A 26,820-nucleotide genomic window follows, 5' to 3' on the forward strand; every position below is an offset into this window, starting at 1 on the left:
AGAATTGAATGACTGCGCAGGGGCCTTGTTCCGTTACTCCTCGGAATGGGGAGGGGTTCTTCAGTACACCGCGGCGGGCAGCACCGCCGTGCATACGCCGAAGAGGCGCTCATCCGGCGGCAGAAGGAGGCACCTACGTGCCAGCCCCCCAGTACGGCAGAGCGGCGGCGCTGTCGTCGGCCATGGCCGCGTGCGCAGCCGACCAGGAGTCACCGGCATGGCGTGAACTGACCCACGCCGTACGAGCCGCGGTCCGGGCGGATCGAGCGAGGGGCCGGAACGCGGCTCCGGCATCGGATCAGACCGTGGCCCTGCTGTGGTCCCTGGTGGCGCCGCCGGGCGCGGAGCCGGATGCGGCTCCCACCGCGCTGCAGCGACTGGCCGCACGACTGGACGACCTGGCCTCGCGTGATCCCGACACCGAAAGGGCTCTGACGGACTGGTTACGACGCCACCCTCCCGCCCCGGCCGACTCCGGTCCCACCAACGTCATCGGCGGGACGGCCGTACTGCACGGCCCGAGCGTGCAGGCCCGGGACATCCACGGCGGTCTCCACATCCACCAGACTCCCGGACCGGCCGCCGCCGCCCGTCAACCGCTGCCCGTCCCACGGCAGCTGCCTCCGTCGAACAGACACTTCCTGGACCGCGAGGACGACAGACGTGCCCTGGACGACCTGCTGGCCCGGCGCTCCCCGCACGCCTCCCCCCTCGTGGTGGTCAGCGGGTTCGCCGGTGTCGGGAAGACCGCCCTCGTCTCGCGCTGGCTGCACCAGCACGAGAGCCGTTTTCCCGACGGCCACCTGTACGCCGACCTGGGTGGGCACGCCGACGACGGGGGTCCCGGCCCCGTCGCACCCGCCACCGTCCTGGAGGGGTTCCTCGTCGCCCTCGGAGCTCGCTCGATCCCTGCCACCACCGCACAGAGGTCGGTGCTGTGGCGTTCGGTGACCTCCGGACTGAGGCTGGCCGTCTTCCTGGACAACGCCTTCACCGCGGCCCAGGTACGCCCTCTCCTTCTCGGTTCACCCGCCGGGCTCACCGTGGTGACCGCCCGAAGCCACCTCACCGGACTGCGCGTCGACGGTGCGGCCGTACACCACCTGGCCCCCCTCCCAGCGGAGTCGGCCGTCGAACTCCTCGCCCTCGGCGGTGGCCGGCGCGTCGCGCACGAGCCCGCCGCCGCCCGCGACGTGGTGGCGCTGTGCGGCCGGTTGCCGCTCGCCGTCGCCCTGGCCTCCGCCCAACTCGCCGTCCGCCCCCACCGTTCCGTGTCCGCCCTCGCCGAGAGCCTGGCCCGGGGCGGGGGACCGCTCGACGCGCTGCACATCGAGGGGGAACCTGTGATGCGTACGGCACTGGACGCCTCGTACGACCTGCTGCCCGACGACGGCGCGACGCTCTACCGGCGGATGGGACTGCTGCCCACGGACCGCTACGACCACTTCATGCTGTCCGCGGTCGCCGGCCACGCGACCACCGGCGGCACGGGCGCCCCCGCCGGCGTGGCCGTCGACCTGGCCATCGACGCCCTCCTGGAGGCGAGTCTCCTGGAGGAGACCGGTCCGGGAACGTACCGCTTCCACGACCTGGTCCGCCCGCACGCCCGTCGCCTCGGCGAGGAGGAAGAGGCGAAGGAGGGGAGCACCGGGCGGCGTGGGCACACGCTGCGCCGGTTCGTGGACTGGTGCCTCGCCACCGCGACCCTCGCGGAGGGCATGCTCACCCCCAGCCACCGCATGACGCATCCGGACGGCGCCCCCGCCGCCGAGCCGACCGTCGCCCCTACTCCGCTCGCCGGCCCGGAGGAAGCCCTGGCCTGGCTCGACACGCATCGAGGCAGTCTGATGGGCGCCGTACAGCACTGCGCCCGAGTGGGGTGGGACACCACCTGCTGGCAGTTGACGGACCGGGCATGGCCGCTCTTCCTGCGGCTGCGCCCCTCCGAAATGTGGATCGAGGCGCACCGTCTCGGCCTCGACGCGGCACGCCGGAGCGGCTCCAGGCAGGGTGAGGGCCGCATGCTGACCTCCGGCGCGATCGGCCTGCGCGACGCCGGGCAGTACGACGAAGCGGCCGCCTGGTACCGGCAGGCTCTCGGTCACGCCACCGCGGACGGTGACGTGAGGCAACAGGCCCAGGCCGTCAACGGGCTGGGGCACATCGGCCTGCTGACCGGGCGTCTCGACGAGGCGCACGCGCACTTCGAACACGCCCTGCGGCTCCGGGAGTCGATCGGTTACCGGCGGGGAGCCGCGCTCTCCCGCATGCGTCTCGGTGAAACCGCCCTGGCGGGCAACGACTTCGGTGCGGCGGCCGAGCACCTGCGACAGGCGTACACCGAGCTGGAGTCGCTGGCGGAGGACTACGAGGCGACTCGTGCGCTGGCGCTCCTCGGCCATGTCCTGGTCGAGGACAACGACCAGGGCGAAGGCACCCGGCGGCTGCGCGAGGCACTGGCGAGGTTCCGCGCGGGCGGCACCCGGTCCCGGCACTGGGAAGGACGCTCCCTGGAATGGCTCGGCCGGGCCGCGGAGTCCCGGGGCGACACGGAGGAAGCAGGCCTCTGCTACGAGGCCGCCCGCGACCTCTTCCAGCGGGTGAACCCCGTCGACGCCGAACGCGTCGAAGCCCGGCTGCGGCACCTGTGACCGTACCGCAGCCGGTGCGTTCCGCCCGGACGGTCAGGGGACCCCGTACGGCCGCACGGAGCGCAGGGCCCGCAGCGGCCCACCCGACACGGACCAGGCGTGCACGGCCGACGCGGCGACATGCGGCGGAGCGCGAAAACAGCCCACCGCCGACGCCGGACCCCCCTCTGCACCCGCTCCTGCTTCCTGCCACGCGTACCCCACACCGCCGGCCGTGTCCCGTACGCCGATCACACAGCCCCCGTCGCCGTCGGGCACGGCGGCAACGAGGCACCCCGGATGGCGGACGAGCAGGTGGCTCACGCGGTGGCGGGCCGCCGCCACCGGCAGCGGCGTCGGGCTCACGAGCACATCGGCGCACTCCGCCAGGCCCGCCGCGCACGGGGCGTCGGGGTCGGCCCGCAGATGCACGTCGCACGCCGCACCCCGGCCCGGCAGATACGGATACCCGTGCGGGCCCGGGGGCCAGTGGCCCGACACCACGGGGACCAGGAGATCGAGACGGACCAGGGCCGGTCCCCGTCCCGAGGCCGGCGTCCGCCAGGAGACGGACGCGAGGACGGAGACCGGAAGCAGCCGGGCGTCCGGACGCGGTCCGGCACACGTCCGTGCCGGGCCCAGACGCACGGTCGTCCACACGGGCCGCGGAGCCTCTCCCGTTTCGGTTTCCACCGCTACGCCACCCCCGTGTCGGCGGCGGCCCACTGCTCCAGCGGCGGCGGCAGCGGGGGCGGAGGGACCGCGGGCGGGCAGGCCGGCTCGCCCAGCTCCAGCAGCCGGTAGAGGACCGAGCGCATGCGCCGGTGGAACTGGCCCGGCGCCGATGACAGGAGGGCGGCCACGTGGTCGTACTGCCCCGGACGGCGCTGTCGCGTCGCGTAGTCCAACTGGTCGGCCAGTGTATGGGCGGGGGACACCACGGGTGCGAGAGCTGCCAGCCGTGCCGCCGGGGAGTACGCGGCGATCTCCCTCCCCGGACCGGCGGTGAGCAGCAGGGTGGCCTCCGTCAGGGTGCCGTATGCGGTGAGCGAGCCGTGATCGCCGATGATCCAGTCCGCCGCGATCAGCGGCGCCTGCCAGTCCGCTTCCGGAGGCACCGTCGCGATCCCGCGGGCGCGGCAGCCGGCGAGCCAGCTGTGCACCTGCCATGTTCCGTGACCGGCAAAGACGTTCGGGTGCACCAGCAGCGCCACGCGGTAGCCGTCTCCGGGCAGTTGGCTCAGCAGCTGCGGCAGCAGGGCGTCGAGCCGGCCGAAGGTGGAGGCAGGGCCCCAGGTGGAGGTGACCACCACGAGTCGCTGCCCGGCCTCGATACCCAGCGCCCGGCGGTACTGCTCCCGCCGGGGCATGCCGACCGTGATCCGGTCGACGCACGGGTCGCCCACCACGTGGGCGACCGGCAGGGCTTCGGGGCAGGAGCGCGTCAGCTCCGCCACGTCACGCTCATGTGCGTAGACGATCGCGGCCGGTCCCACCCGCCCGTCGTGTACGAGGTGCTGACGGCTCAGCATCCCCGGCGACCGCCTCTCCCCCCGGGCCAGGGACGCGGTGTCGGTGAGCAGCTTGATGTGGCCGGCCCCGTGCGAGATGCGTACCACCGGAGTCCGCAATTCGTGCACGCCCCGCGAACCTGCGGTCAACGCCAGGTCGAACTCGGCCTGCAGGGCCTCCTCCCAGGGCACGGTGACGATGCCGAGGCTCTGCAGGTACTGCGGGACACCGGCGCCGAAGGCGTGGGGCGCGGCGGTGAAGACCACCTGGATGCGGAGGTCGGCCGCCAGCAGGCCGAAGACCTCCCGTAGCCGCTGGCCGAACGTGACCGTGTGGACGACCACCAGTACCCGTTTGCAGTCCTGTACGGTCAGCCAGTGTCCTTGCTCGATCAGCGCTGATTTCGTGGTTCCGACAGACACGCCATCCCCCATGATTCGTCGGCTGCGTACAGCAGTCGAGGGGTGGGTTCCCGTCGCGGACGGCACTTTCCTTGCAGCCGCCTTGCAACACCCTTGCGGCACGGCCTCAGACGTCCGGGGAAGTCACCGAGAGCCGCGCCGCCACCCTCCGCTCGCCGACGGCCGGTGCGTCTGCGCGTCTGCGCGTCTGCGCGTCTGCGCGCCGGCTTGGTGGATGCGTGAATCCGTCACGTGGCGTCTGCCGGAGCGGGGCGGAGTGGTCGACGGGGTGGGTGGATGCGGCCGCGGCGTCCGCATCCACCACCACGGCCGTGACGGGGTGGGTCGTCTCGTCGTGCGCATCCCGTGCGATACGAGCCCGTTCCTGTGCCGCCGCCTCCGCGCCGAGCCTCCGCCGCTCCGCCCGTAGCGTCCGGCCGACCGCCCAGCACGCCGCCGGCGTCAGGAAGATCAGGACGAGGTCGGAGACCCTCCGCGATGTCCCCTGACGGTGTGGCCCGAGGGCGAGCAGTACGTCCGGTCCGGCCCCGGCGGCGAGGGCGAGCGCGGGGCGCGCCCCGCGGGCGATGACCGGCATCGGACCGCCCGTCACATTACCGAACCGTGACCTCCCTACTGCTACCGCGAGTAACTTACCGACAGGTAAGTTCAGTCCGCACCACTTCCGGGCGGCGCGGGAAAGCCCGCGGGACGCGTGTGCCCCACCCCGCCGCCGGACCACCGTGCCGTCACAGCTCCGAGGCCCGACACCCTCCAGCTCCCAGCCCCACAGCTCCCCAGCTCCCCAGCTTCACAACCGCGCCTCCCCGTCCGGGCCGATCACGGGACGCCCCGGCACGGAGGCCGCTTCCTGACCGCCGCTTCACAGGAGGTTCTCCATGCCCGCACGCCCGCGCCCCCGGCTTCTGGCCGCGGCCGTCACCGCCGCCGCCTGCCTCGGCGCCCAAGCCGTCGCGGCCGCCCCCGCCGCGGCGACGGACGAGGTCGTGTCCCGGGGTGTCACCATCCCCGCGTTCTACACCCCGCCCACCTCCCTGCCCGACGCCGACGGCACCCTCATCCGCAGCGAGCCCCTCCCGCTGGCCCTGAGCCTGCCCAGCCTCAAGGGCCCGCTGCCGGGGACCGCGACCCGGCTGATGTACAGGTCCACCGACTCGGGCGGGCAGCCGGTCGCCGTCACCGGCGCGTACATCGAACCGTCCGCCGCCTGGAGGGGCACCGGACCGCGCCCCCTGGTCGCGGTGGCACCCGGGACCCTGGGGCAGGGCGACCAGTGCGCCGCGTCCATGGGCCTCGAGCACCCGCTGCGGTTCAACGGGCAGACGGTGTCCGTCGGTTACGAGGACCTGGTGATCTACCGTCTGCTCGCGAAGGGCGTCGCCGTGGTCGTCACCGACTACGTCGGCCTGGGCACGACCGACCGCCTGCACACCTACGTGAACCGGGTCGACGAGGCCCACGCGGTCCTGGACGCCGTCCGGGCCGCCCGTTCGGTCCGCGGGGCGTCGGTCACCGCGGACTCCCCGGTCGGGCTCTACGGGTACAGCCAGGGCGGTGGGGCGACCGCGGCGGCCGCCGAACTCCAGTCCTCCTACGCCCCCGACGTCACCCTGTCCGGGACCTACTCCGGTGCTCCGCCCGCCGACCTGACCGCCGTCACCGGGGCGATCGACGGCAGCGAGCTGGCCGGCGCGCTGGGCTGGTCGCTCAGCGGCTTCCTCCAGTCCGACCCGTCCCTGAAGCCCATCGCCGAGGCGCACCTGAACGCGGCCGGCAAGGCGGCGCTCGCCGACCTCTCGACGATGTGCGTCGGCGACGCCCTCCTCGGCCACGGATTCGCCAAGAGCACCAAGTGGACCAAGGACGGAAAGTCCCTCGGCGACATCATCGCCGCCACGCCCGCGCTCCGGACCTTCCTGGACAAGCAGCTCATCGGCACGATGAAGCCGTCCGGCCCCGTGCGCCTGGCCACCGGCGTCAGCGACAACCTCGTGCCGCACGGTCAGGCCCGCGACCTCGCCGTCGACTGGTGCGCCAAGGGCGCCGACGTCACGTACAAGGCCGTCGTCCTCCCCGGCGTCGGCAGCGCGCTGCTCAACCACTTCGCCCCGCTGCTGACCGACCAGGGCGACGCCGTCGACTGGCTGACCGACCGGCTGTCCGGCAAGCGGGCCGCGTCCAACTGCCGGACCATGCCCCTGCAGCCCTGACGGCCGGCCCCCGCAGGGGCCGGCCGACCCAGGTCCGCGGCGGTTCCCGGTGGGTGAGACGGGAGCCGCCGCTTTCCGTGCGCGTCCCCGGCGCGGGGCCCGGTGGCCGCCACGTCGAAGTGATCCGGACCCGCATCACCCCGCCGGCCCGGGGCTCGGCTACGCTGTTCGACCATGTCGCACCCTGACGATCTGCTTGTCGCCATCGCCTCGATGGTCGAGTCGGACCAGGACAGCCAGATGTCACTGACCGTGGTGATTCCCGGCGCCGTCATCACCGGCCGACTGGCCCCCGAGGCCCTGTGGCGGGAGCGCGTGGCGGAGGTGCTGCGCGACTCCGCGCGCCTCGGCCACTTCGCTGTCCCGTTCACGGAGGCCGGCCGGGGCGAAGAGCCGTCGCACCCCTCCCACCTGCACTTCCACATGGCCCGGATCCTCCAGGGGAGCTACGGCATCCCGGACACGGGGGGCATGTACCGCGTGGCGCTCGCCGACGTGAGCGCCTGGACGGTGGGCGACATCGGATACTCCGACCAGCAGTGAGCGGGCCGTCGCCGGCCCGCTCCGCTCCTACGGCGTGAGGCCGATCGACGCGCAGGCCGCCCGGTACTTCGCCGTGCAGATGTCCTCGACGTCGTAGACGCCGTCCCGGATCACCGTGTCCTCGATGTTGTCCTGCGTCAGGGCGACCACCGGCACCAGCATCGCCGGGATGTCCTTCTGCGTCGGACTGTCGACCCGTTCGCCGGTCAGCGAGTCGAACTGGATGTCCCGTCCCTGGACCCTGGCCACCGCCATCTCGGCGGCACCGCCGGCCTCCAGCAGGAACGACTTGTACACCGTCATGTACTGGGTGCCCTCGACGATCCGCTGCACGGCCGCCAGATCGGCGTCCTGCCCGGTCACCGGCGGGATGTCGGAGACGCCCGCCTCGTCCAGGGCCTCGATGACCGCTCCGGCCATGCCGTCGTTCGCCGCGTAGACGGCGGCGATGTCGTCCGCGCCCACGGCCCTGATCGCCTTCTCCATGTTCGCCTTGGCGACCGCGGGCACCCACTTCTCGGTGTCGTACGACTCGGCGATGTCCACGTTGCCGTCCAACTCGCTCATCGCGCCCTCCTTGAACAGCGCGGTGTTCGGGTCGGCGGGCTCGCCGTTCATCATGACGATCTTGCTGTTCTCCGCGTCGGTGCCGAGTGCGTCGACGATCGCACGGCCCTGCACCTCGCCGACGAGTTCGTTGTCGTGCGACACGTACGCGTCGATCGGGCCCTGGGCGAGCCTGTCGTACGCGATGACGGGGACGTCCGCCTCCTTGGCCTTCTCGACGTCCGACGCGATGGCCTCGGCGTCCACCGCGGCCACGAGGATCACGTCGACCCCGTCGGCGATCAGCCGGTCGAACTGCTCGCTCTGCTTGGCCGCGCTGCCCTCGGCGTTGGCGTAGACGACCTTGCCCTCCTCGCCGGTGAGGACCCCGACCCGTTCCTGGACGAGGGGACGGTCGAACTTCTCGAAGCGCGCCGTGTCCCTGTCAGGAAGGAGGAGGCCCACGGTGATGTCGTTGCGGTGGGTCGGCGACTCGGAGTCCCCGTCTGCGCCGATGGCGTCGAGCGCACCGCACGCGGAGAGCGAGAGCACCGACAGGGCCGCGAGGGCGGCCGTCAGCGCGGTGGCGCCCCGAGGCGCCCGGGTCGTGCGGCGTGCGGGGGTGGTGGTGCTGCGGGTACGCGTGCGGGTGGTCCAGGGGTTCACATCGGGTGCCTTCCAAGCGAGAGTGCAGCGTGGCGACCAGGTGAGGGGCAAGCCAACGCCGCACGGCCCGGCAGCGTCAAACCGCGCCTTTCACGGGAACAGCCCTGCCGTTTCCGGGCCTTGGGCGTCTTCCGCCGGTTCCGATTTCCGGTCGTGACAGCCCAAATCGACTCCGCGAACAGCCCTCAGCCGCCTTTGCATCAAAGGATTTTGACTGAACGACATTCAATCGGGGCTGCCTTGTGCACCGGTTGACGCACATGCTCACGGTATTCACGCGAAGCGGGCAGAGAATGTGCGCAGGAGTGACACACGGGCTGCACACAGCGGCTCGCGGGTGTCGTTAGCGTTGCTGTCCCTGCCCCACCCGCTCCCACCGCACAACGCGAACGGGCCGCCCCCGGCCCGGCGGGTGCCTGCCTGCCAACCGGGAAGACAGCGGATGGACTACTGCTCCACGTGCCGTCGGCATCTGAACGGCGCCCTCGTGTGCCCCGGATGCGGCGCCTACGCCCCCGACATCGCACCGAGCGCCGTCGGCGGTCACACCGTCCCGGGCGCGGCGACCTCGGCCGCCCCCGCGGCGGGCTTCGACGCGGCGGCCGGTACGGCAGTCCGCACGGGGGCGGAGTCGGAGCCGGAGCCGAGGGAGGAGAAGGGCGGGCCGGGGGAGGAAGAAAACGGCCCGGGCCCGGGCACGGACGGTCCGGACCCGGTGCCCGGGTCCGGGTTCGCGATATCCGCGCCCACGGGGCGGGCGGCGCGGCGGAGGCAGGTGGCCCGCTGGAAGAAGACCCAGCGCCGTGCCCTGGTCGCCACCGCGGTGGCCTTCGTCGGCGGTGGACTCGCCCTCTCCTCGGTGGACCGGGGTTCCGACGACCGCGCCCGGGCCGCCACGGCGCCCGAGGTGTCCGGCATGGGGGGCGCGGACGGGCCCGCGGACCGGGACGGTGGCCCGGCGCCCTCCGTGAGCCCGCCGGACACACAGCGTTCCCAGGACCGACCCGCACAGCAGGCCCCGGACGACGACACGCACCGGCAGCCGACCGGCGCCGCGTCGGACGCCCGGCCCGACGGTGCCACCGCGACGGCCACGTCCCCGTCGCGGGCCACACCCCCGTCCGACGGATCGGGCCCGCAGGCGGGCTCGGACACCGACGGCTCCGGCTCCGCTACGGCGACCCGTCCGACGACCCCACCTGCGGATTCCTCACCTGGGGATTCCTCCGGCAACGGCAACGACGACAACAGCGGAGGCGGAAGCGGCGGCTCGGGCAGTCGGAGCGGCTCGCAGCCCGCCGCCCCGCCCCCCTCGGCGCCCACGCCGGAGTCACCGGGTTCGTCCGGCTCGGGTTCCGACACCGACACCGACACCGACGCCGGGCTCTGCCTCCTGGTGATCTGCCTCGGCTGACGGCCGCCCCGCGGCGGATCCTCGTACGCGGCCGGCAGGGGCGGAGGAATGCGCCACCACCCTGCGCGTGCGGTTCGTCCGAAGCGAACCAAACGAACGAAGCGCACGAGGCAAACGGTTCGAGACAGACCGGACGACAGGCCGGACGGGTGAAGAAGGGAAAGACGGACCCCGCCCAGGGCTCGCCCTGTCCGTCCGACACGGCGGCAACGGCTGCCCCGCCCGCCCACCACGCCGGTGCTGCGGGACAATCGGGGCATGAGCATCGTCAAGATCAACGTACTCACGGTCCCGGAAGAGCAGCGGGAAACGCTGGAGAAGCGGTTCGCCGCACGGGCGGGCGCGGTGGAGGGGTCGGACGGATTCGAGTGGTTCGAGCTGCTCCGTCCGGTGGAAGGCACCGACACCTACCTCGTCTACACCCGCTGGCGGTCCGAGGAGGACTTCCAGGCCTGGATGGCCGGCCGCGGCCAGGCCGCGCACGCCGGTGGCGGCGGTGCGCAGGGCGACCGCCCGAAGCCCGCGGCCACGGACGCGACGCTGTGGTCGTTCGAGGTGGTCCAGCAGACCGGCCCGAAGCAGGCCTGACCACGACCACAGGCACAGCACGGAGCAGGGCCCCGCACTGATGTGCGGGGCCCTGCTGCAATCCCTGCGTACTCGCGTACTACGGGTCAGGCGGGAACGATGTTCTCGGCCTGCGGGCCCTTCTGGCCCTGCGTGACGTCGAAGGTCACCTTCTGGCCTTCCTGGAGCTCACGGAAGCCCGAGGTGGCGATGTTCGAGTAGTGGGCGAAGACGTCGGCGCCGCCGCCGTCCTGCTCGATGAAGCCGAAGCCCTTTTCCGAGTTGAACCACTTCACGGTACCGGTGGCCATATCAAATCTCCTGAGACAGTGCTGGGAAAACGCACTTTACGAATTCCCTCATCGTCGCGATGATCACCTGCCCGGAGAACCGGTAGCAAACTGGCAACCACAACTGCAACTGACGTCAGCCTAGCACGGACCATATCCACGGCAAGCGAGGAAAATCACCGAGGAAAAGCGTGGTCGACACGTTTGAAGAAAGAGATTTCCACGGCGAGCACTATATTTTTACTCCGGCGACGACAGATTTTCATCGGCGCCGACCCACGGCATGCTCACCCCGCCGGCACAGTTCCCGCGGTCCGGCTCGACCTGCTCCACCGGTCGGCGAGGGGGAACCGCTCGCCCACCGGCTGCCGGACGTCGGCGTGCGGCCGGCTTTCCGGGGACATGCGCACCCTCCTGCAGACCGCCAGGAACACGGACCGCCACAGGGACGGGCCCCCGCACAGGAACTCTCATGACCTCGGAGGAAAAACTGCCGCGGCCCGAACAGATCTCCCCACCGAACGGGGTAACGGGGCCGGGGGGCGACCGGACGGGTGACGCGGGGCCTCGTCGGGTGTGGCGCGGCGGCCCGCCCCGGCCTTCCCTCCGGTCGCGATCCGTCACGGCACGGGGAGCCGGGGCGGCCGAGCGGAAGGGCCACGCGAAGCAACGGGACATTCCGGGCGCTTTATCTCATTCCCTCGGCCATAATCAGAACATGAGTACGGCAACGTATGAACTGCTGGCCGTAAGTCAGCAGGTACTGAATCTGCTCGCGGCCTTCGTCGGCGGGCTGGTCGTGGCCGGCGCGCTGATCTGGGCCGTACGCGTCGGGATGAAGGTCATGGACCAGGAGGAGCGTCGTCCCCGCCCCGAGGAGCAGCCGTGCCTGCCGGAGACCGGCGCGGTCCACGAGATGCGGGAGATGCGGGAGCCGGACGAGATGCCGATGGTACCGAGGGACGGCGAACGGCTCATGCCCTACCAGCTCCATCGCTCCTCCACCAGAACGGGGAAGGACCAGCGGCGGAAGCGCTGGCTGCCCGGGTCGAGCGGGGCCTTCGGCAGTGGGGGCCCGGGACACGTGTGACCGGCGCACGTCGCGCGATGGCGTCCGCTCCGGGAGGCGAGGACGGGAGGACGGCGGACGACGGGGCCCGTCCTGCCCCGATGCCCCGGCGGCGGTGGTTCAGCGGGTTCCGCCGCTGCCCGTCCCGACGGTCTCCAGGTAGAGCTTCACGTAGCGCGGGACGTCCACGTCCAGCCCCACGTCCACGAGGGCCTGCTCGCGCGTGCCCTCGTGGAGTTCGGACTCGCCGATGCGGGAGCGGCGGTCGACGACGGTCTGGCCGCGGGCCGGACCGGGGGCCAGGGAGACCTCGACGGGGAGCCGGTGGGTGGTCAGGCCCTCCGGGTCGACGACCGCGCACAGCGCGCCCGCGTCGCCGAGCCCGCCCGCCGTCTCGTCGGGGCCGTCGGCGGTGGCGCGGACGGCGGTGCCGCCGGTGCCGCCGGCGGTGGTACCCGGGGCCGCCGGGCGGTGGGCGAGCAGGTCACCGGCCAGGCGGGCGCCCGGTTCGGCGCTCGCGCGCAGCCTGTGCACCTCGGCCGCCGGGACGACGACCCGGTTGAACACGTCCAGGCCGTACATCGTGATCGGCACCCCGGCGGTGAGCAGGATCGCGGCGGCCTCCGGGTCGTGCCAGACGTTGAACTCGGCGACCGGGGTGGCGTTGCCGGCGCCCGCCGCGCCGCCCATGAACACGATCCGCTCGATGTTGCGGGTGACCTCGGGGTGTGTCCGCAGCAGCAGGGCGATGTTGGTCAGCGGGGCGGTGGGCACCAGGGTGACCGGGCGCGGGGAGGCGAGGATCTCGTGGCGCAGCAGGGTCACCGCGTCCACGTCGGCCGGGGCGCGCCGCGGGGCGGGCAGACCGAGGTCTCCCATCCCGTCGCGGCCGTGGACGTGGGCCGCGGACCGCGGGGCCTCGACCAGCGGGCGCTCGGCACCCCGCGCGACGGGCACGACGGGCGCCCCCGCCGTCTCCAGCACGGTGAGGGTGTTGCGTACGACGCCGTCCACGTCCGTGTTGCCGGCCACGCAGGTCACCGCGCGCAGGTCGATCCCGGGGTGGCGGACGGCGAACAGCAGGGCGAGGGCGTCGTCGACACCCGTGTCGCAGTCGATGATCACCGGAATGGGCAGACCGTTCGGCACGGCGGAGGACTCCTTCGGGGCACGGGGCACGGGGCACGGGCACGGGGCGCACGTCGCGGGGTGCGGGGTGCGGCGCGCGGAGGCGGGCGAGGACGAGGACATTGTCCCCGGCCGTCCTCACCCGGACGGACCGCCGCGCTGGTGGGGCGGGCGGCGCGGTGATGCCGTAGGAGCACGTGTCGCCGCCCCGGATCCGGGTCAGGACCCGGGCCCCGGTCCCGGGCGGCCGGTGCACAGCCAGCCGCAGCCCCGTCCGCAGTCCGGTTCCACCAGGAGGCACCCCGATGACGCATGCCCCGGCCGCCGCCCGCGCCCTTCTCGCCTCCGTGCTGTCGGTGTCCGCGCTGTCGACCACGGCAGCCTGTTCCGTCCTCGGGAACGGCACGGCCGGCCCGGCGACCCCTGCGTCCGCCTCGGTCGCCCTTCCCGCGCCGCCCTCCGCCGCCTCCGCCGCCTCACCGGCCGTCGAGCCGTCCCCGTCGGCGGCGCCCGACTCCGGGCTGAGCGAGGAACAGCTGCGGGACGCGCTGATCACGGAGACGGACCTGGGGCAGCCCTGGGTGCCCACGCGAGGCGTGGCGACCTGGCGGGACGGGCTGCTCAAGTCGAGCACGGAGAACGCCGACTGCCGGCGCCTGCTCGACGTCCTCTACACCGAGGAGTTGTTCGGCACGTCGGCCGGACCGCGGGCCGTGGTCGCCCTGGACGACGCCTACAGCGGCGCCCAGCTGCGGTACCAGGTGGCCGCGTACCGGCCCGCCGAGGTGGACCGCACGCTGCGGTGGCTGGAGGGGCTGCCGGAGAAGTGCGGGAAGTTCACGGCCACGGCCAAGAAGGACGGCGTCCAGAAGGTCGAGGTCGACGCGCTGACGCTGCCGGAGACCGGAGACGCCCGGCAGGCGCTGCGGGTCACCATGACCGGCGAGACATCCGACCGTCAACTGACAGTTCTCACACTGGACTTGGCGGTGGTCCGGGTCGGCGAGGAGACCATCGTCCTCACCAACGGCGGCTTCGGTGACGTCGCGTCCGAAATCACGCGGGTGGTAGCGGAGTTCGGCACCGACCGGCTGACGGAGATCCAGAAGCAGGGCCGGGTACGGGTCTGACCGCCACGGACTTCACCGGCAGGGGCCCGGCCGTCACGTCATGCGGTCCACGGCCTGCTTGGCCTCGAGCAGGCCGGCCCCGGTGGCCTCGCGGTAGGCCTTGACCGCCTGGACCGTCTTGCCCTCCCGCGCGAGCGCGGCGATCCCCTCCTCGCCCGGAACCTCCTCGCGCAGGTCCAAGTGCTCCAGCACCAGGTCGAGTTTGCGTTCGAGACGCGCGATGTTGCGCTCGGCCCGGGAGACGTTGTTGTGGACGGTCAGCATTCCGAGGATCACGACGGAGGTGAGGAAGAGCACGGCTATGTCCATGGGCGGCAAGTGTAGGGAGTCCGGAGGGGGCTGCCCCTCCGCGTCTTCGAACTCGGCCGGCCCCCTTTGTGCCCCTTGCCGTTCGAGTCCGGCAGCCCTTAGGTTCATCCGCGGACCCACCCTGCCCACCCCGTACCCGTCGCTGTTGCGAGGTCGCCGTGCCGGAACGCATTCGCACCACCAGGCGTTACGCGAGAGGCTTCGTCGCGGCCGTCGCCGCGGTCACCGCACTGGTCCTGGCAGCCCACGCGAGCCCGGCCAGGGCCACCCACCCCGGGGAGCCGGACCACCGCACCACGGGTCCGGTGGAAGCCGCCGTCCGCTAGGACCTGTGGCGCACGTGGCGTCGTCGCCCGGAGGGCGGCCGTGCGACGTCATGGGACCCCTGCTCGGGCGAAGCCGGGAGCGTAGGAGAGCGGGCTCCGGCGTGCCGCCCGCAGCCCTCCCACCGGGCGTGCCCGGTCTTTCGGGCGGTGCGGCGGGAGCACGTGCCGGGCGTCACGCGGCAGGCGCCCCTTTCGCCCCAGGCCCCAGCCCTGTCGTCACCTTCCCGCCCGCCTCGCGGCGCCCTGCGGGCGGACGACGGGGAGGTGGCGGCGGGACCTAGTGCGGGAGCGCCCTGCGCAGGGCTTTGTCCAACTGCCCGGCCAGGGCCTCGTCCGAGGGCACGCCGTCACCGTGCAGCGGACCGAGCCGCGTGGTGAACGTCTGGGTGAACGCGCCGTACAGCGGGGTCCTCGGCCGGTGGACCGCCTTCCGCAGGGCCGGCAGGAGGATGTCGCGGGCGTAGTCGGGGCGGCCGCCCGCGTCCCGCGGGACCGGGTCGGCGCCCTCGCCCGTGGGGGACGCCGAGGGCCCGGGGCCGACGGCGGTGCACCGCTCGCCGCCCCCGCTGCCCTCGTAGGCCGAGGTGCGGGTGGCCGCGAAGCCCGCCTCCAGCAGGCAGCGCTCGCTCTCCTTCCCGGTGAGGAACCGGATCAGCTCGGCCGCCTTGCCCTTGCGCTGCGAGACACCGGTGACCGCGAGGTTCTGCCCGCCGAGCACCGCCCGGCCGGGCAGCGGGGCGACACCGAGCTGGTCCTCGGAGAAGGTCCGGTACAGCGTGCGGTACTCCGACGGCCAGTGGCGCAGGAACGCGGTGCGGCCCTCGGCGAAGTCGCTCAGGGACGCGTCCTCGTCGGAGGAGTGGGCGTCCTGGAGGGTGTACGCCGTCTCCGTGCGGCGCCTCAGCTCCGCGATCCCGTCGGTCAGTTCGGCGACGTCGCCGGTGTAGCGGCCCTTTCCGTCGACCAGCTCGAGGTCCGGCACCGCGGACGCGAACGCCTCCACCGCGTTGACCGTACGGCCCTCGTAGGCGGCGAGCTGGGTGGTCCAGCCCTTCTCGTAGGCGTCCGGGGCGGACTCGGCGTCCAGGGCCTCGACGAGGCGCCGCAGCCCGTCCCAGGTGAGGTCGTCGCCGACGTCGGGGCGCTCGACCCCGGCCCGCTTCAGGTAGTCGCGCCGGTAGTACAGCAGACCGACGTCGCTGTTGAACGGCACCGCGTACACCTTCCCGTGCCACCAGGCCGTGCCGGCCACGGAGGGGATGATGTCGGCGTCGACCAGGTCCCGGGGCAGCGGTTCGATCAGGTCCGCGGTGGCGAACTCCGGCACCCAGGTCACGTCCAGGTTGACCACGTCGTAGGCGGCGCTGCGGGACTGCAGGGCGCCGAGCAGCTGGCTGCGCTGTTCGTCGGCGCTGCCCGGAAGTTCGACCAGGCGGGCCCGGAAGCCGGAGTTCCGCCGTTGCTCACGGAGGTTCCAGGCGTCGATGAGCTGCTGGCGTATGCCGTTCTTGCCGGTGACGTCCCGGCCGCTGGCGACCACGATGTGACCGGTCACGTCGTCCGGGGCGGCGGACCCGGCGGCAGTGCCGCCGCCACCGTCGCCGTCCGTGCCGCGGGGGCCTCCTCCGGTGCAGGCGGCGCAGACGGCGATCAGCAGCAGGGCGAGCAGCAGGGCCGTCGGCCCGGCGTCGGGCCGACGGGGCCGGGTCGTCATTCCTCCCCCGTTCCGGTGCGGGCGACCTCGTCGCGCAGGGCCGTGCCGGGATCGTCGCCGCTGTCCAGGCAGCGTCCGCCGCTCACGTCGGCGATCCTGCGGTCCGGCCGGTCCGGGTCGCAGCCGCCGTTCGTCAGGGACACCACGGTCACCGGCACGTCGGACGTCCGCGCTCCGGAGAGGATGTCGTCCAGGTGGTCCCGGGAGAGCTGGTCGCTGTCCTCGCCGTCGGTGATGTACACGATCATCCGCGGCCGGCTGTCCGTCCCGGACGGTTCCAGCGTGTCGAACGCGTCGCCCAGGGCGTCGCGCGGGTCGGCCTCGGCGTCCCGGACCCGGGCGCGGGCGTCGAGGGTGCGCTCGGCGTCGGCCCGCCGGTGCGAGTCGAGCGGCAGCAGTGTCTCGTACGGCCGGCCGCCGGTGTCCGCCACCGCCCACACGCCGTACTCGTCCCGTCCGCCGAGGCCGCCCAGCGACTGCTTCAGCAGCCCGGGGCCGCCGCCCGGCCCCTCCCAGAGGTCCGTCATCGAACCGGAGCTGTCCAGCAGATAGAGCACCCGTCCCGGGCCGCCCGCCTCCTTGTACTTCTTCAGGGCCGCCTCCATCGCGTCCCGGCCGGCGAACCGTTCGAGCACGGAGGGCGCGGCCAGAACGCCGTCGACCTCGGTGTCCCGGTCCATCAGCTCCCACTCGTACGGACGGCGGAAGCCCTCCTCGGCGAACACCGCTTCGCCCTGCTCGCCGGTCAGCCAGTCCTGGAAGGCGGCGGCCGACGCGTCCCGGGCCTCCTCGTCCCGGTCCGCGCCCTGCCAGCGGACCCGTACGAACACCGGCGCCATGCCGGGGACGTCCATGGGGTACTGGGCCATGCGGGGGGTGCGGGTGGTGCTGTCGCAGCCGACACCGCTGCGCATCAGGAACTCGGGGACCAGGGCGGCCGTGTGGTCGTCCACCTCCTCCTTGTCGGGCAGGGTGCACAGCAGCTCCGCGGCGGTGGGGGAGGGCGGGCCCTGCTGGGCGACCAGGCGTTCGGCGGTCCCGACGGGCACGTCCGAGCCGTACAGACCGATCGTGGCGAGCAGTCCGGCATCGGTGAACTCCGGGTCGGGGCGCCGCACCGCGGCCTTCTCGTCCCGCTCGGACAGCTGCTCGATCATGCGGGTCAGGGGCAGGCCGGTACGGCCCTCCAGGTCCTCGGCCGCGATGGCCTGCGGGACGGCCAGCACGACCGGGGAGTAGGCGAGCGGCTCGTCGGCGGCCTCCGGCACGGCCACCGCGTCGGTGTCCTGGCCCTCCACGACCCGGGCGACGTCGGCACGCGAGGCGGGGATCCAGATGTCCGGCTGCGGCCCGACGTCCCGCTGCGGGTTGAAACGGGCGGTGTCCACGTCGTGCGGCTCCCGCCAGGCCTCGGTCTGCTTGCGCAGCGCGGTGACCACGTCGGAGGAGCCGGCGCTGTAGACGGTGATGCCGGCGCGGCGGCAGCCGTTGTCCAGGGTGTTCGCCGCCGAGGTCAGATGGGCGTCGGCGGCGGCACGGATCGTCGGCTCCAGGTCCGGGTCGGTCAGGACACGCAGCTCCAGCGGCGGGACGCAGCCGGTGGCGGTGTCACCGCCCCGGAGGTGCCCGACGAGTCCGATGACGCCGTAGGTGCCGGCGGCGAGGAGGCCGAGGGAGAGGAGGCCGAGCAGGAGGACGGTCCAGGGGGTGCCCCAGCGCCCCCGGCGACCCCAGTGACCCCAGCGGCCCCAGCGGCCCCAGCGGCCCGTCCTGCCCGTTCCACCCGTCCGCCGGCCCGTAGGGTCCTTCCCGGGGAGGCCGCGGAGGCGGTCGAGGGGGCGGTCGAGGAACCGGACCGAGCGCGGGGCCCGTGGTGGGCCGGCGGCGTCGGGCACGGGTACGGGGGCGGGGACGGGCGTATCCGGGTCCGCGCCGGTCCTCTTCGGGTGCGGGTCCGGGCGCGGGTCCGGGGCCGCGCCCGGGTGCTTCTCGGGGGAGCTCTCCGCGGGGTGCTCCGCCGGGCTCTCCGGCGTCTCCCGCTCCGGCGCACGCGGCTTCGCCGCCAGCAGGACGTCCTCGCCGGGTTCCGCGCGCCACTGCGGTTCCCACGCGTCGCCGCGCACGGTGCTGAGGCCGCGGGCGGCCATCCGCTCCCGCATCCGCTCGGCGAGGTCCAGGAACCCCGTCCCGCCCTCCTCGTCGAGGAGCCGGACGAGTTCGGCGGTGTACGGCGTCGGTGTCCGCGGGTCGCCCGCGTCGATACGGTGGTTGGCCTGGACGCTCATCATCAGCAGCAGGCGGTGCTTGTCGCTCAGGGTCTCCCGGACCCAGGCGGCGTTGCCCGCGAAGCAGCAGTCCAGGATCACCACGATCCGCCGGGCCGGGCTGGTCGCCAGCATCGTCAACACGGTGGTGAAGGGCTCCGCTCCCGGGAACACCGCGTGTCCGCCGGCGACCACGCTCGCGTTGCGCATCTGCAGGAACAACTCGTCGCCCGCGCTGGGGATGGCGCCGTGCCCGGCGAAGTAGAGCAGCAGCACCCCCTTCGCCTCCGCGGCGGCCGAGAGCAGCGCCCGCTCGAAGTGCTCCAGGGACGGCGAACGGGCGACCGTGATCTCGTGCTCGCCGAACACCCTCCCGTGCGAAAGCACTTCACGCAGGCGGTTCACGTTGTGCTTGACCGCCGGAAGGTCGCCGGGCACACCGTGCGGCGGCTCCGTCAGGTCGTACTCGGACACGCCGACCAACAGCGCCCTGTTGGGCAGCCCCCGCGGGTCGAGACGGATCACCGGCCTACCTGTCGTCGAGGTTCACCGGCTCGACTCTGCCCTGGGGCGGTTCGCCGTCCTCGACGTCGCGCCGGTTGGCCCGCCAGGCCGACACGGCCCTCTTGACCTGCTCGAGCAACTCCGTGGCGATCGCACCCGCACCCGCACCGACGATCAGGACGACGATGTCCATCCCGAGCCCCATCGGGGCACCGGACTCGTCCGTCCTGGGCCGCTCCTGGATCTGCAGATCGCCCGCACGCACCCGTTCGTCGAGCGGTTTCTCCCGCTCCAGCCACTTGCGCAGCGCACCGAGGTCGCTCGCGCTCGCGGTACCGTCCAGCCGGATCCGAATGCCCTGGTTGGCCACACCATCCCCCTCAGCCATAACTCACCATCATGGCACCGCTGTTGCCGCACGGGGAGGGGTCGACAACGGTTGCCTCCTCTCGGGCGGAAGCGGAGGGGTACGGGCAGCTCCGGTCGGGTGCCGGTTCAGTCCTGTGTCTGCAACTGGCTCAGCTGCCGCCGCACGTGGTCCAGGGCACCTTCCCGTCGTCCGGGCACGCGGCTGCGCAACTCCGCCAGCAGAAGGCCGAGTTCACGGGCCCGTACCGGGTCGGCGATCCGGCCCCACTGGTGGTGGGCCCGGTCCACGGCCGTCTCGACGGCGGAAGCGTCCACCGCCTGGCCGGTGTTGAGGCGCGCGGCGGCCACGGTCAGCCAGACGTGGCAGCTGAGCGCCGCGTCCCCGGCCAGCATCGCCAGATCCGCGCGGACCTCGGCCCAGTGCAGCGCCTCCTCGGAGGCGGGCCCGTGGGTGAGGGCGGCGTTCTGCTCCTGCCGCGCGGCGAGCGCGTGGGCGTCGGCGTGGCGGCCGGACCGTACGGCCTCCGTGATGACCGTGTGCGGGTCCCCCGCCACGGGTCCGGGTCCACGCCGTGCCAGGACGAATCCGGGGGGCGTGCCCTCGGCGGCGACCCGGACCAGCGCCTGCTGGTGCAACTCTTCGTCCGACGGGCGCCTTCCGCTGCGCAGCAGCGTCGCGACCGCCTTCATGTACACCGGTTCCGCGACCGTACGACGGGAGGAGCGGGAGGGCGGCGGCGCGATGCGGCCGTAGACGGCGGTGTCGCGGCCCGCGTCGAGCGCGGCCGGCAGGGTGACCGGAACCGGCGCCGCCCCCGGTGCGCCCGGCGTGCCCGGTGGGCCCGGCGACTGCGAGGCGCCCAGTGCCTGCCAGGTCTCCTGGTCCGCGTGCAGGTCGAGGAGCAGCGTCGTGACGCCCGGGGGGCGCAGACGCAGTTCGTCCCGGAACCAGTGCCACGGGAACGCCGTGTACCGCACGGTCGACGCGGTGGTGCGGGCCAGCGCCAGATGCGGCAGGCGCTGGCGGCGGTCGAGCAGCAGTTGCCCCGCGACGTACAGGATGAGCGGTCCGGGGGCGGTCGCGGCGGCGCGCAGCCGCGTCAGGACCGCCTGCGGCTCCAGCGGGTCGGCGAGCTCGACGACGTTCGCGGTGTCCGTGCCGGACAGGACCGCGGGCGGTACGGCGGCGAGGACGGGGAGCACGGACGCGGCGTCCACCAGCCGTCCTCTCCCCAACGGTGAGGCCGCCAGCAGCAGCACGGTGCCGGGCGTGGCCCCGGACGTGGTTCCGGGTGTGGTCCCGGGCATGTTCCCTCCCCTGTCGATCACGACCCAGAGCAGCACCGTAACCGCTGCGGGCCCAACCAGGGGCCTCGGGTCAATGAACGTCCCTCTTCGGGGCGTTCGCCCCCCGGCCTCCCTGCCCCCGGACCCGGCGGCCCGGCGGCCCGGCATAGGCGGTGGCGTCGTCGTCCGGGTGACCGTCGCTGCGGCTGCCCCGACGCACCACCCCGGCGAAACGCGCGGGCGCACGGCCCGCATCCGTTCGGTACGAAGTGCGGGGCGGGTCCGGGCAGTCCGAGCAGTCCGGGCAGGTCCGGGCAGGTCCGGGCAGGCCAGGCGGGACGAAGCAGGCCCAGACAGATTCGGGCGGATCTGAGCAGGACGAGGCAGGCCCAAGCAGGACCAGGCAGAACCGAGCAGGCCCAGACGGGACCGAGCAGTCCGGGCAGGATCGGACGGGGCCGCGCAGGCCCAGGCAGGACCAGGCAGGACCGAGCAGTCCGGGCAGGACCGAGCAGGCCAGGCAGGTAAAGGCGGGACCGAGCAGGACGAGGCGGGTCCAGGCGGGTCCAGGCAGTCCGGGCAGTCCGGGCAGTCCGGGCAGTCCGGGCAGTCCGGGCAGTCCGGGCAGTCCGGGTAGTCCGGGCAGGTAAAGGCGGGACCGAGCAGGACGAGGCGGGCCCAGGCGGGCCCAGGCGGGCCCAGGCGGGTCCAGGCGGGACCGGGCGGGACCGGGCGGGACCGGGCGGGACGAGACGGGACGAGACGGGACGAGACGGGACGAGGCGGGATCCGACGCAGGTTCGAACGGTCGAGTTGCCGGGTGACCCGCGCAGGTGTGCGCTGGAGGCGGGGGCGAGGAGAGAGGAGTGCGCTCATGGCTCATGCGGCACCCAGATCCCGGATCACGTCCAGGCGGCCGGGCGGCATCCGCGTCTTCAGCGAGCGGACCCACGCCGCCGCCAAGCTGGCGGTGCCCGTCGTCCTCGGGCTCGTCTACGGCTACTGGGCGGCGGCCAACCGGCGCGAGGGCGGTCCCCTCACCGGCTGGAACATCCTGTTCGGCCTGCTCACCGCGCTGGCGTTCGCCGTCCTGTGCATGGCCCTGCTGAGCATCGCGCCGAGGCTGCGTCGCGAGGAGCACGCCGTGCTGTGGGGCGCGTTCTCCGGCGCCGCGATCGGTTTCCTGGTCAGCCAGGCCGATACGAGCGTGCTGCGGTCGACGGCGCTGGGCCTGGCCGTCGCGGCGGGCGTCTTCGCCTTCCTGTTCTACCGGTACTACACACACGAGGACGCGGAGGGCCACCGCATCGAGTGAGGCGGTGGCCTTCCGGTCCGGCGGGCGCGGAGCGCGGGCATCCGGGCGGCTCCGGTACTCCGGATGCCCGCCCTGCGCTCGCGTGTGCGCCACCCCGCGTCTTGCCTGAGGGGATGCCTCCCCACGCCGTACCGCCCGTACCGCCCGTACCGCACTGCCGTGAGCGGACGCCGCCCGCGCGTCTGCGCAACGCCCTGGCGGCGACGCTCGTCGCCCTGGCGTGCCTGCTCGTTCCCTGCGGCGCGCTCGCGGCCTGGGCGGTGCACGCGGTGGCCGACACCGGACGGTACGTCGGCGCCGTGGCGCCGCTGTCCGCCGACCCCGCCGTGCGCGACGCGGTCGCCGACGCCGTGGGGGACGGGGTCGTACGGGAGCTGGACGCGGGGCCGGCGCGCGACCTGGCCGGGCCGTTCGTACGGGACGCGGTCCGCTCGTTCACCCGCACCGAGGCGTTCGGCACGGCCTGGGAGGCGGCGAACCGAGCCGTGCACGACGCGGTCCTGCACGCCCTGCGCGACGGCCGGGCGGTCCCCGGCCCGGTCACCGTCGACCTCGCGCCCGTCACCGCCGAGGTGAAGCGGCGACTGGTCGCCGACCGCATGCCGTTCGCCGACCGCATCCCGGTCGCGCACACCCGGGTCGCGGTGGTGCCGGCGACGGAGGTGTCCCGGCTTCGGACGGGGTACCGGCTGATGGACGCCGCCGCCTTCTGGCTGCCCCTCGCGGCCGTCGTCCTGGCCGTCGCCGGGACCGCCGTCGCCGTCCGCCGTCGCCATGCGCTCGCCGCGACGGGGCTCGGCGTCGCCCTGGGCGGCGGTCTGCTCGCCGTCGCCGTCGCGGTCGGCCGCCGGCTCACCCTGGCCGACGTGCCCGAGCCGGCCCACCGTCCCGCCGCGGGCGTGGTCTACGACGCCCTCACCGCCACGCTGCGCACCGCGTCCTGGGCGCTGCTCGCGTTGGGCCTGACGGTGGCACTCGCCTGTCTGCTGACCGGACTCCGCGGACGCGGACCCGCCGCGGTACGGCGTTCGTGGACACGCCGGGCAAAGGCCCGGACCGGTGCCGAGGCGCCGTCACCGGTGCCCCAGGCGTCACCGGCCTCACCGGCCTCACCGGCCTGTGACGAGGTGCGGAACGGATCGCCGCAACCACCCGTCGTCGGCCCCCGTCCTTGAGGGAGGATCTTCACGCACCGATCCACCACGAGCGGAAGGCAGGACGTTGGACACTGTGACTGCCGGGACGGCCGAGTGGGCGGACACCGGAGAAGGGCCCGGACGCCGTAGCGCGAAGCGGCGGTTCGGCAGCTGGTCGGCGGCACTGCTCTTCGCCGGGGTGAGCGTGATCGTCGGCTGCCGGGCCGTCGGCACCGACGCGGTCACCCCCGTGCCCCAGCTGCTCGCGTTCCTGCCCTGGCTCCTCGTACCGACCGCCTTCGGGCTGCTGTTCACCCTGCTCGCCCGGTGGCGGACCGGCGCGGTGTGGGGCGTCGTCCTGCTCGGACTGCTGGCCTGGTTCACCGAGCCGTACGGGAAGACCGTCACGCCCGTCGAGCCGCCCGTCGCCGAGTTCCGGGTGATGACGTCCAACGTCGAGTTCGGCCGGGCCACCGACGGGCTGGTCGACGCGGTGCGCCGGCTGAGGCCGGACGTGGTGTTCGTCCAGGAGTGCGAGTACACCTGCGACGCGCGGCTGCGGCGGGACCTCACGCCGGACTATCCGCACCGCCGCGCCGTGGCGGGCGGCGGCTCCGAGGGGTCCGTCATCCTCAGCCGCTTCCCGCTCGAGGGCACCGACGGCGTCCCCGGCAGCAGCATGGGGATGCCCGGTGCCGTCGCCGACGTCGACGGGCACGCCGTACGGCTCCAGCTCGCCCACCCCATGCCGCCGATCCCCGGCCAGGTGGACGTCTGGGAGCGGGAGCTCGGCCGGCTGCGTGACGTCGTCACCGCCGACCCGACGGCCCCCGTGGTGCTCGCCGGGGACTTCAACGCATCCCAGGACCACGCCGCCTTCCGGCGCCTCCTCGACTCCGGGCTCAGCGACGCCGCGCGGCTGGGCGGCGCCCACCGGACCCCGACCTGGCCGGCCGGGACCGCGCCGAGGTTCGGCGTCCAGATCGACCATGTACTGGTGTCCCGGCAGTTCGCCGCGGACCGGCCCCGCTTCCTCGACCTTCCCGACACCGACCACCGCACCCTGGTCGTCGACCTCGCACTGCACCCCGGCGGCTGACCGCGCCGCACCGTTCTGCCGCACCCGGATACGGCGCACCCGGATACGGCGCACCCGGATACGGCGGACGGGGATACGGCGGACGGGGCGCGGACGCCCCGCAGGGAGCCGCACCCCGTCCGTAACCCGTTCCGTCACCGATCGCGCCATCGGTTCCGTCATCGACGGTGAACCCGAAACCGGTGGTCCGAACCCGTCTTTCCGTGGGGTGACGTCAGACGCCGATGTCCCGGCCGTCCTTGCGCCACACGGCGACCACGGCGGGCCGGGGGTACGTGCCGGGGCCGTCGGGCCAGGTGCTGCCCGGGTTCTCCGCCGACGCGCCGTCCACCTCGCCCGGGTGCTGCACGGCGACGAGCACCCGCCGGTCCTGGACGATCGGACCGCAGGTCTCCGCGCCCTTCGGCACGGTGAGGAACTGCTTCAGCTCACCGCGGCGGTCACCGCGCGTGGCGACGCCGAAGAGTCCGTCGTGCGAGCCGAGGGCGGCGCCGTCGGTGGAGATCCACAGGTTGCCGTGGTCGTCGAAGGCGACGTTGTCCGGGCAGGAGATCGGGCTCACGGAGTCCTTCGGGAAGCCCGCGAAGTACGTCGCCGGGTCCTGCGGGTCGCCCGCGACCAGGAACAGCGACCAGGCGAACCGGGTGCTCTCCGGCCGGTTCCAGCGCTCGGTCAGCTCGAGGACGTGGCCGTGCTTGTTGGCGTTGCGCGGGTTGGCCTCGTCCGCCTTGGGGTTCGAGCCGACACCGCGGTTGGTGTTGTTGGTCAGCGCGACGTAGACCTTGCCGGTGACCGGGTTGGGCTCGACGTCCTCGGGGCGGTCCATCTTGGTGGCGCCCACCTTGTCACCGGCGACGCGCGTGAAGACGAAGACCTCCTCGGCGGTCATGCCGTCGACGTGCGAGACGGCGCCCTTGGCGGTGGCGGTGGCCAGCGGGATCCACTGGCCACTGCCGTCGAACTCGCCGTCCTTCGGGAGCTTGCCGGTGCCGTCGATCTCGATGGCGGGCGAGTCACCGGTGATCCTGGCGACGTAGAGCGTGCCCTCGTCGAGCAGCGTGAGGTTGTGCTCGCGCGCGGCGCGGCTGTTGCCGTGCTTCATCCGCTTGCTGCCGACGAACTTGTAGAGGTAGTCGAACCGCTCGTCGTCACCGGAGTACACGACCGGACGGCCGTCGCGCGTCAGGCGCACGGTCGCGCCCTCGTGCTTGAAGCGGCCGAGCGCGGTGCGCTTGCGCGGGACGGAGTCCGGGTCGTACGGGTCGAGTTCGACGACGTAGCCGAACCGGTGCGCCTCGTTGGGCTCCTGGGCGAGGTCGAACCGCTTGTCGAACCGCTCCCACTTGCGACCGGTGGCGCCGGTGCCGATGCCGTACCGCTTGTCGGTCGCGCTGCTGCCGCGGGCGAAGTACTGGTTGAAGTTCTCCTCGCCGTGCAGGGTCGTGCCCCACGGGGTGGTGCCGCCGGCGCAGTTGTTGAGGGTGCCGAGCACCGTGCGGCCGGTCGGGTCGGCGGAGGTCTTCACCAGGTCGGACCCGGCGGCGGGGCCGGTCAGCCGGAACTCGGAGGTGGCGGTGAGCCGCCGGTTGAGGTGGTGCCGGGTGACGGGCGTGAGCTTGCCGCTCCTGCGGTCCTCCTCGACGACGACGATGCCCAGGCCGTGCGCGGCCCAGCCGATCTCCACCTGCTCGCGGGTGGGGTTGTCGGAGTCGTAACCGCGGAACATCAGAACCTCGTCGCTGTACTCGTGGTTGGCCACGAGCAGTTGCCGGCCGCGCTCACCCTTGAGGGGGAGCAGCGCGAGGAAGTCGACGTTGTACCCGAACTGCCCGGCCTGCGCCTCGGCCGTCTGGTTCTCCGGGTCGAAGGCGGGCGCGCCGCGCAGGATGGGCTCGCCCCAGCGGATGACGACGTTCTGGGCGTAACCCTCCGGCACGGTGACGGCGTCGGCGGTGTTGGGCGCGACGGGCGTGAACCGCAGACCGCGGGCACCCTTCGGCTTCTTCTGCCCGTGGCCGTTTCCGTGGCCCCCCTTACCGGCGGCGGGAGCCGCCTGGGCCTCGGGGGCACCGGCGAGGTCGACCGCGCCGGCACCGGCCGCGAGGACCGTGACAGCGGCGGCGGCACGCATCATCGACCGGCGGCTGAGGGCGTCGGAGATGACGTCGCCGACGTATGCGTTGGAGCTGGTGTTGGGCACCTCGTGGAAGCAGGCGTCACCACACCGGAAGCGACAGGTCAGGGCGGACCGGCCGCCAGGGTGCGAATTGGACGGCGTCCCGATCAACGGAAGCAGCTTGCGCACGTGTTTTCTCCTTGGGTACCCGGGGTGTCAGCGTGACCGTAGGAGTACATATGTGCGGCAGCCGG

Annotated in this window: 23 protein-coding genes; 11 read left to right on the plus strand and 12 right to left on the minus strand. The window is 73.3% G+C overall.

Annotation, left to right across the window (positions count from 1 at the left end; all coding sequences use genetic code 11):
- Positions 1 to 137: 137 nt before the first annotated feature.
- Positions 138 to 2,651 carry a tetratricopeptide repeat protein gene (locus ORI94_RS00385; RefSeq protein ID WP_266071638.1) on the plus strand — a complete coding sequence of 838 codons (2,514 nt, stop codon included), beginning with the start codon at positions 138 to 140 and terminating at the stop codon, positions 2,649 to 2,651.
- A 33-nt stretch (positions 2,652 to 2,684) separates the two neighbouring features.
- Here the strand turns inward: ORI94_RS00385 and ORI94_RS00390 are convergent, their stop codons facing one another.
- The 3 genes from ORI94_RS00390 to ORI94_RS00400 form a co-directional block, all read right to left on the minus strand.
- The gene (locus ORI94_RS00390) at positions 2,685 to 3,290 is read right to left on the minus strand and encodes a hypothetical protein (protein ID WP_266071639.1); all 606 of its coding nucleotides are present in this window, start codon (positions 3,288 to 3,290) and stop codon (positions 2,685 to 2,687) included.
- 35 nt (positions 3,291 to 3,325) lie between these two features.
- The gene (locus tag ORI94_RS00395; RefSeq protein WP_266071640.1) at positions 3,326 to 4,576 is read right to left on the minus strand and encodes a hypothetical protein; all 1,251 of its coding nucleotides are present in this window, start codon (positions 4,574 to 4,576) and stop codon (positions 3,326 to 3,328) included.
- A gap of 94 nt (positions 4,577 to 4,670) precedes the next feature.
- On the minus strand, positions 4,671 to 5,141 hold the full coding sequence (locus ORI94_RS00400) for a histidine kinase (RefSeq protein ID WP_266071641.1): 471 nt from the start codon (positions 5,139 to 5,141) through the stop codon (positions 4,671 to 4,673).
- Between the two features lie 301 nt (positions 5,142 to 5,442).
- On the opposite strand from ORI94_RS00400, the gene ORI94_RS00405 reads away from it, so the two are divergent.
- The gene (locus ORI94_RS00405) at positions 5,443 to 6,774 is read left to right on the plus strand and encodes a lipase family protein (protein WP_266071642.1); all 1,332 of its coding nucleotides are present in this window, start codon (positions 5,443 to 5,445) and stop codon (positions 6,772 to 6,774) included.
- A gap of 174 nt (positions 6,775 to 6,948) precedes the next feature.
- The gene (locus ORI94_RS00410; protein ID WP_266071643.1) at positions 6,949 to 7,317 is read left to right on the plus strand and encodes a hypothetical protein; all 369 of its coding nucleotides are present in this window, start codon (positions 6,949 to 6,951) and stop codon (positions 7,315 to 7,317) included.
- Between the two features lie 27 nt (positions 7,318 to 7,344).
- Here ORI94_RS00410 and ORI94_RS00415 read toward each other — a convergent pair whose 3' ends face one another.
- Positions 7,345 to 8,442: a sugar ABC transporter substrate-binding protein gene (locus tag ORI94_RS00415; RefSeq protein WP_266071956.1), complete on the minus strand. Its 1,098-nt coding sequence runs from the start codon at positions 8,440 to 8,442 to the stop codon at positions 7,345 to 7,347.
- 529 nt (positions 8,443 to 8,971) lie between these two features.
- Here ORI94_RS00415 and ORI94_RS00420 point away from each other — a divergent pair.
- Positions 8,972 to 9,943 carry an SCO2400 family protein gene (locus tag ORI94_RS00420; protein WP_266071644.1) on the plus strand — a complete coding sequence of 324 codons (972 nt, stop codon included), beginning with the start codon at positions 8,972 to 8,974 and terminating at the stop codon, positions 9,941 to 9,943.
- A gap of 258 nt (positions 9,944 to 10,201) precedes the next feature.
- Entirely contained in the window at positions 10,202 to 10,531 is a 330-nt protein-coding gene (locus ORI94_RS00425; protein WP_266071645.1) for an antibiotic biosynthesis monooxygenase family protein, read from the plus strand.
- A gap of 86 nt (positions 10,532 to 10,617) precedes the next feature.
- Here the strand turns inward: ORI94_RS00425 and ORI94_RS00430 are convergent, their stop codons facing one another.
- Positions 10,618 to 10,821, minus strand: coding sequence for a cold-shock protein (locus tag ORI94_RS00430; RefSeq protein WP_004985680.1), 204 nt, complete (start codon positions 10,819 to 10,821; stop codon positions 10,618 to 10,620).
- A 697-nt stretch (positions 10,822 to 11,518) separates the two neighbouring features.
- On the opposite strand from ORI94_RS00430, the gene ORI94_RS00435 reads away from it, so the two are divergent.
- Positions 11,519 to 11,890: a DUF6479 family protein gene (locus ORI94_RS00435; protein WP_266071646.1), complete on the plus strand. Its 372-nt coding sequence runs from the start codon at positions 11,519 to 11,521 to the stop codon at positions 11,888 to 11,890.
- 99 nt (positions 11,891 to 11,989) lie between these two features.
- On the opposite strand, the gene ORI94_RS00440 is transcribed toward ORI94_RS00435, so the two are convergent.
- Positions 11,990 to 13,018 (minus strand): nucleoside hydrolase, encoded by a 1,029-nt coding sequence (locus tag ORI94_RS00440; protein WP_266071647.1) that lies wholly within the window; start codon positions 13,016 to 13,018, stop codon positions 11,990 to 11,992.
- Positions 13,019 to 13,302: 284 nt separating this feature from the next.
- Here ORI94_RS00440 and ORI94_RS00445 point away from each other — a divergent pair, with 284 nt between their 5' ends.
- Positions 13,303 to 14,127 carry a hypothetical protein gene (locus tag ORI94_RS00445; protein ID WP_266071649.1) on the plus strand — a complete coding sequence of 275 codons (825 nt, stop codon included), beginning with the start codon at positions 13,303 to 13,305 and terminating at the stop codon, positions 14,125 to 14,127.
- Between the two features lie 33 nt (positions 14,128 to 14,160).
- Here ORI94_RS00445 and ORI94_RS00450 read toward each other — a convergent pair whose 3' ends face one another.
- The gene (locus tag ORI94_RS00450; protein ID WP_266071650.1) at positions 14,161 to 14,436 is read right to left on the minus strand and encodes a hypothetical protein; all 276 of its coding nucleotides are present in this window, start codon (positions 14,434 to 14,436) and stop codon (positions 14,161 to 14,163) included.
- Between the two features lie 158 nt (positions 14,437 to 14,594).
- Between ORI94_RS00450 and ORI94_RS00455 the strand changes: the two genes are divergently transcribed.
- Entirely contained in the window at positions 14,595 to 14,762 is a 168-nt protein-coding gene (locus ORI94_RS00455) for a hypothetical protein (RefSeq protein WP_266071651.1), read from the plus strand.
- A 277-nt stretch (positions 14,763 to 15,039) separates the two neighbouring features.
- Here the strand turns inward: ORI94_RS00455 and ORI94_RS00460 are convergent, their stop codons facing one another.
- From ORI94_RS00460 to ORI94_RS00475, 4 genes are all read right to left on the minus strand, one after another.
- On the minus strand, positions 15,040 to 16,476 hold the full coding sequence (locus ORI94_RS00460) for an extracellular solute-binding protein (protein ID WP_266071652.1): 1,437 nt from the start codon (positions 16,474 to 16,476) through the stop codon (positions 15,040 to 15,042).
- Positions 16,473 to 19,265: a vWA domain-containing protein gene (locus ORI94_RS00465; RefSeq protein WP_266071653.1), complete on the minus strand. Its 2,793-nt coding sequence runs from the start codon at positions 19,263 to 19,265 to the stop codon at positions 16,473 to 16,475. Before ORI94_RS00465 ends, ORI94_RS00460 begins: the two co-directional genes overlap by 4 nt.
- A gap of 4 nt (positions 19,266 to 19,269) precedes the next feature.
- Complete coding sequence (locus ORI94_RS00470; RefSeq protein WP_266071654.1) at positions 19,270 to 19,632, minus strand: effector-associated constant component EACC1; 363 nt, start codon at positions 19,630 to 19,632, stop codon at positions 19,270 to 19,272.
- Between the two features lie 107 nt (positions 19,633 to 19,739).
- A complete protein-coding gene (locus tag ORI94_RS00475) occupies positions 19,740 to 20,921 on the minus strand; it encodes a hypothetical protein (protein WP_266071655.1) in 1,182 nt (393 codons plus the stop codon).
- Positions 20,922 to 21,774: 853 nt separating this feature from the next.
- Here ORI94_RS00475 and ORI94_RS00480 point away from each other — a divergent pair.
- The 3 genes from ORI94_RS00480 to ORI94_RS00490 all read left to right on the plus strand — a co-directional run bounded on the left by ORI94_RS00480 (position 21,775) and on the right by ORI94_RS00490 (position 24,450).
- A complete protein-coding gene (locus ORI94_RS00480) occupies positions 21,775 to 22,215 on the plus strand; it encodes a hypothetical protein (RefSeq protein WP_266071656.1) in 441 nt (146 codons plus the stop codon).
- Between the two features lie 113 nt (positions 22,216 to 22,328).
- Positions 22,329 to 23,390, plus strand: a complete 1,062-nt coding sequence (locus ORI94_RS00485) for a hypothetical protein (RefSeq protein WP_266071657.1) — start codon at positions 22,329 to 22,331, stop codon at positions 23,388 to 23,390.
- A 55-nt stretch (positions 23,391 to 23,445) separates the two neighbouring features.
- The gene (locus ORI94_RS00490) at positions 23,446 to 24,450 is read left to right on the plus strand and encodes an endonuclease/exonuclease/phosphatase family protein (RefSeq protein WP_266071957.1); all 1,005 of its coding nucleotides are present in this window, start codon (positions 23,446 to 23,448) and stop codon (positions 24,448 to 24,450) included.
- Positions 24,451 to 24,664: 214 nt separating this feature from the next.
- Here the strand turns inward: ORI94_RS00490 and ORI94_RS00495 are convergent, their stop codons facing one another.
- On the minus strand, positions 24,665 to 26,755 hold the full coding sequence (locus ORI94_RS00495) for a PhoX family protein (RefSeq protein ID WP_266071658.1): 2,091 nt from the start codon (positions 26,753 to 26,755) through the stop codon (positions 24,665 to 24,667).
- Positions 26,756 to 26,820: the final 65 nt, after the last annotated feature.

It is taken from the genome of Streptomyces sp. NEAU-W12, from assembly GCF_026242095.1.
Classification (GTDB): Bacteria; Actinomycetota; Actinomycetes; order Streptomycetales; family Streptomycetaceae; genus Streptomyces.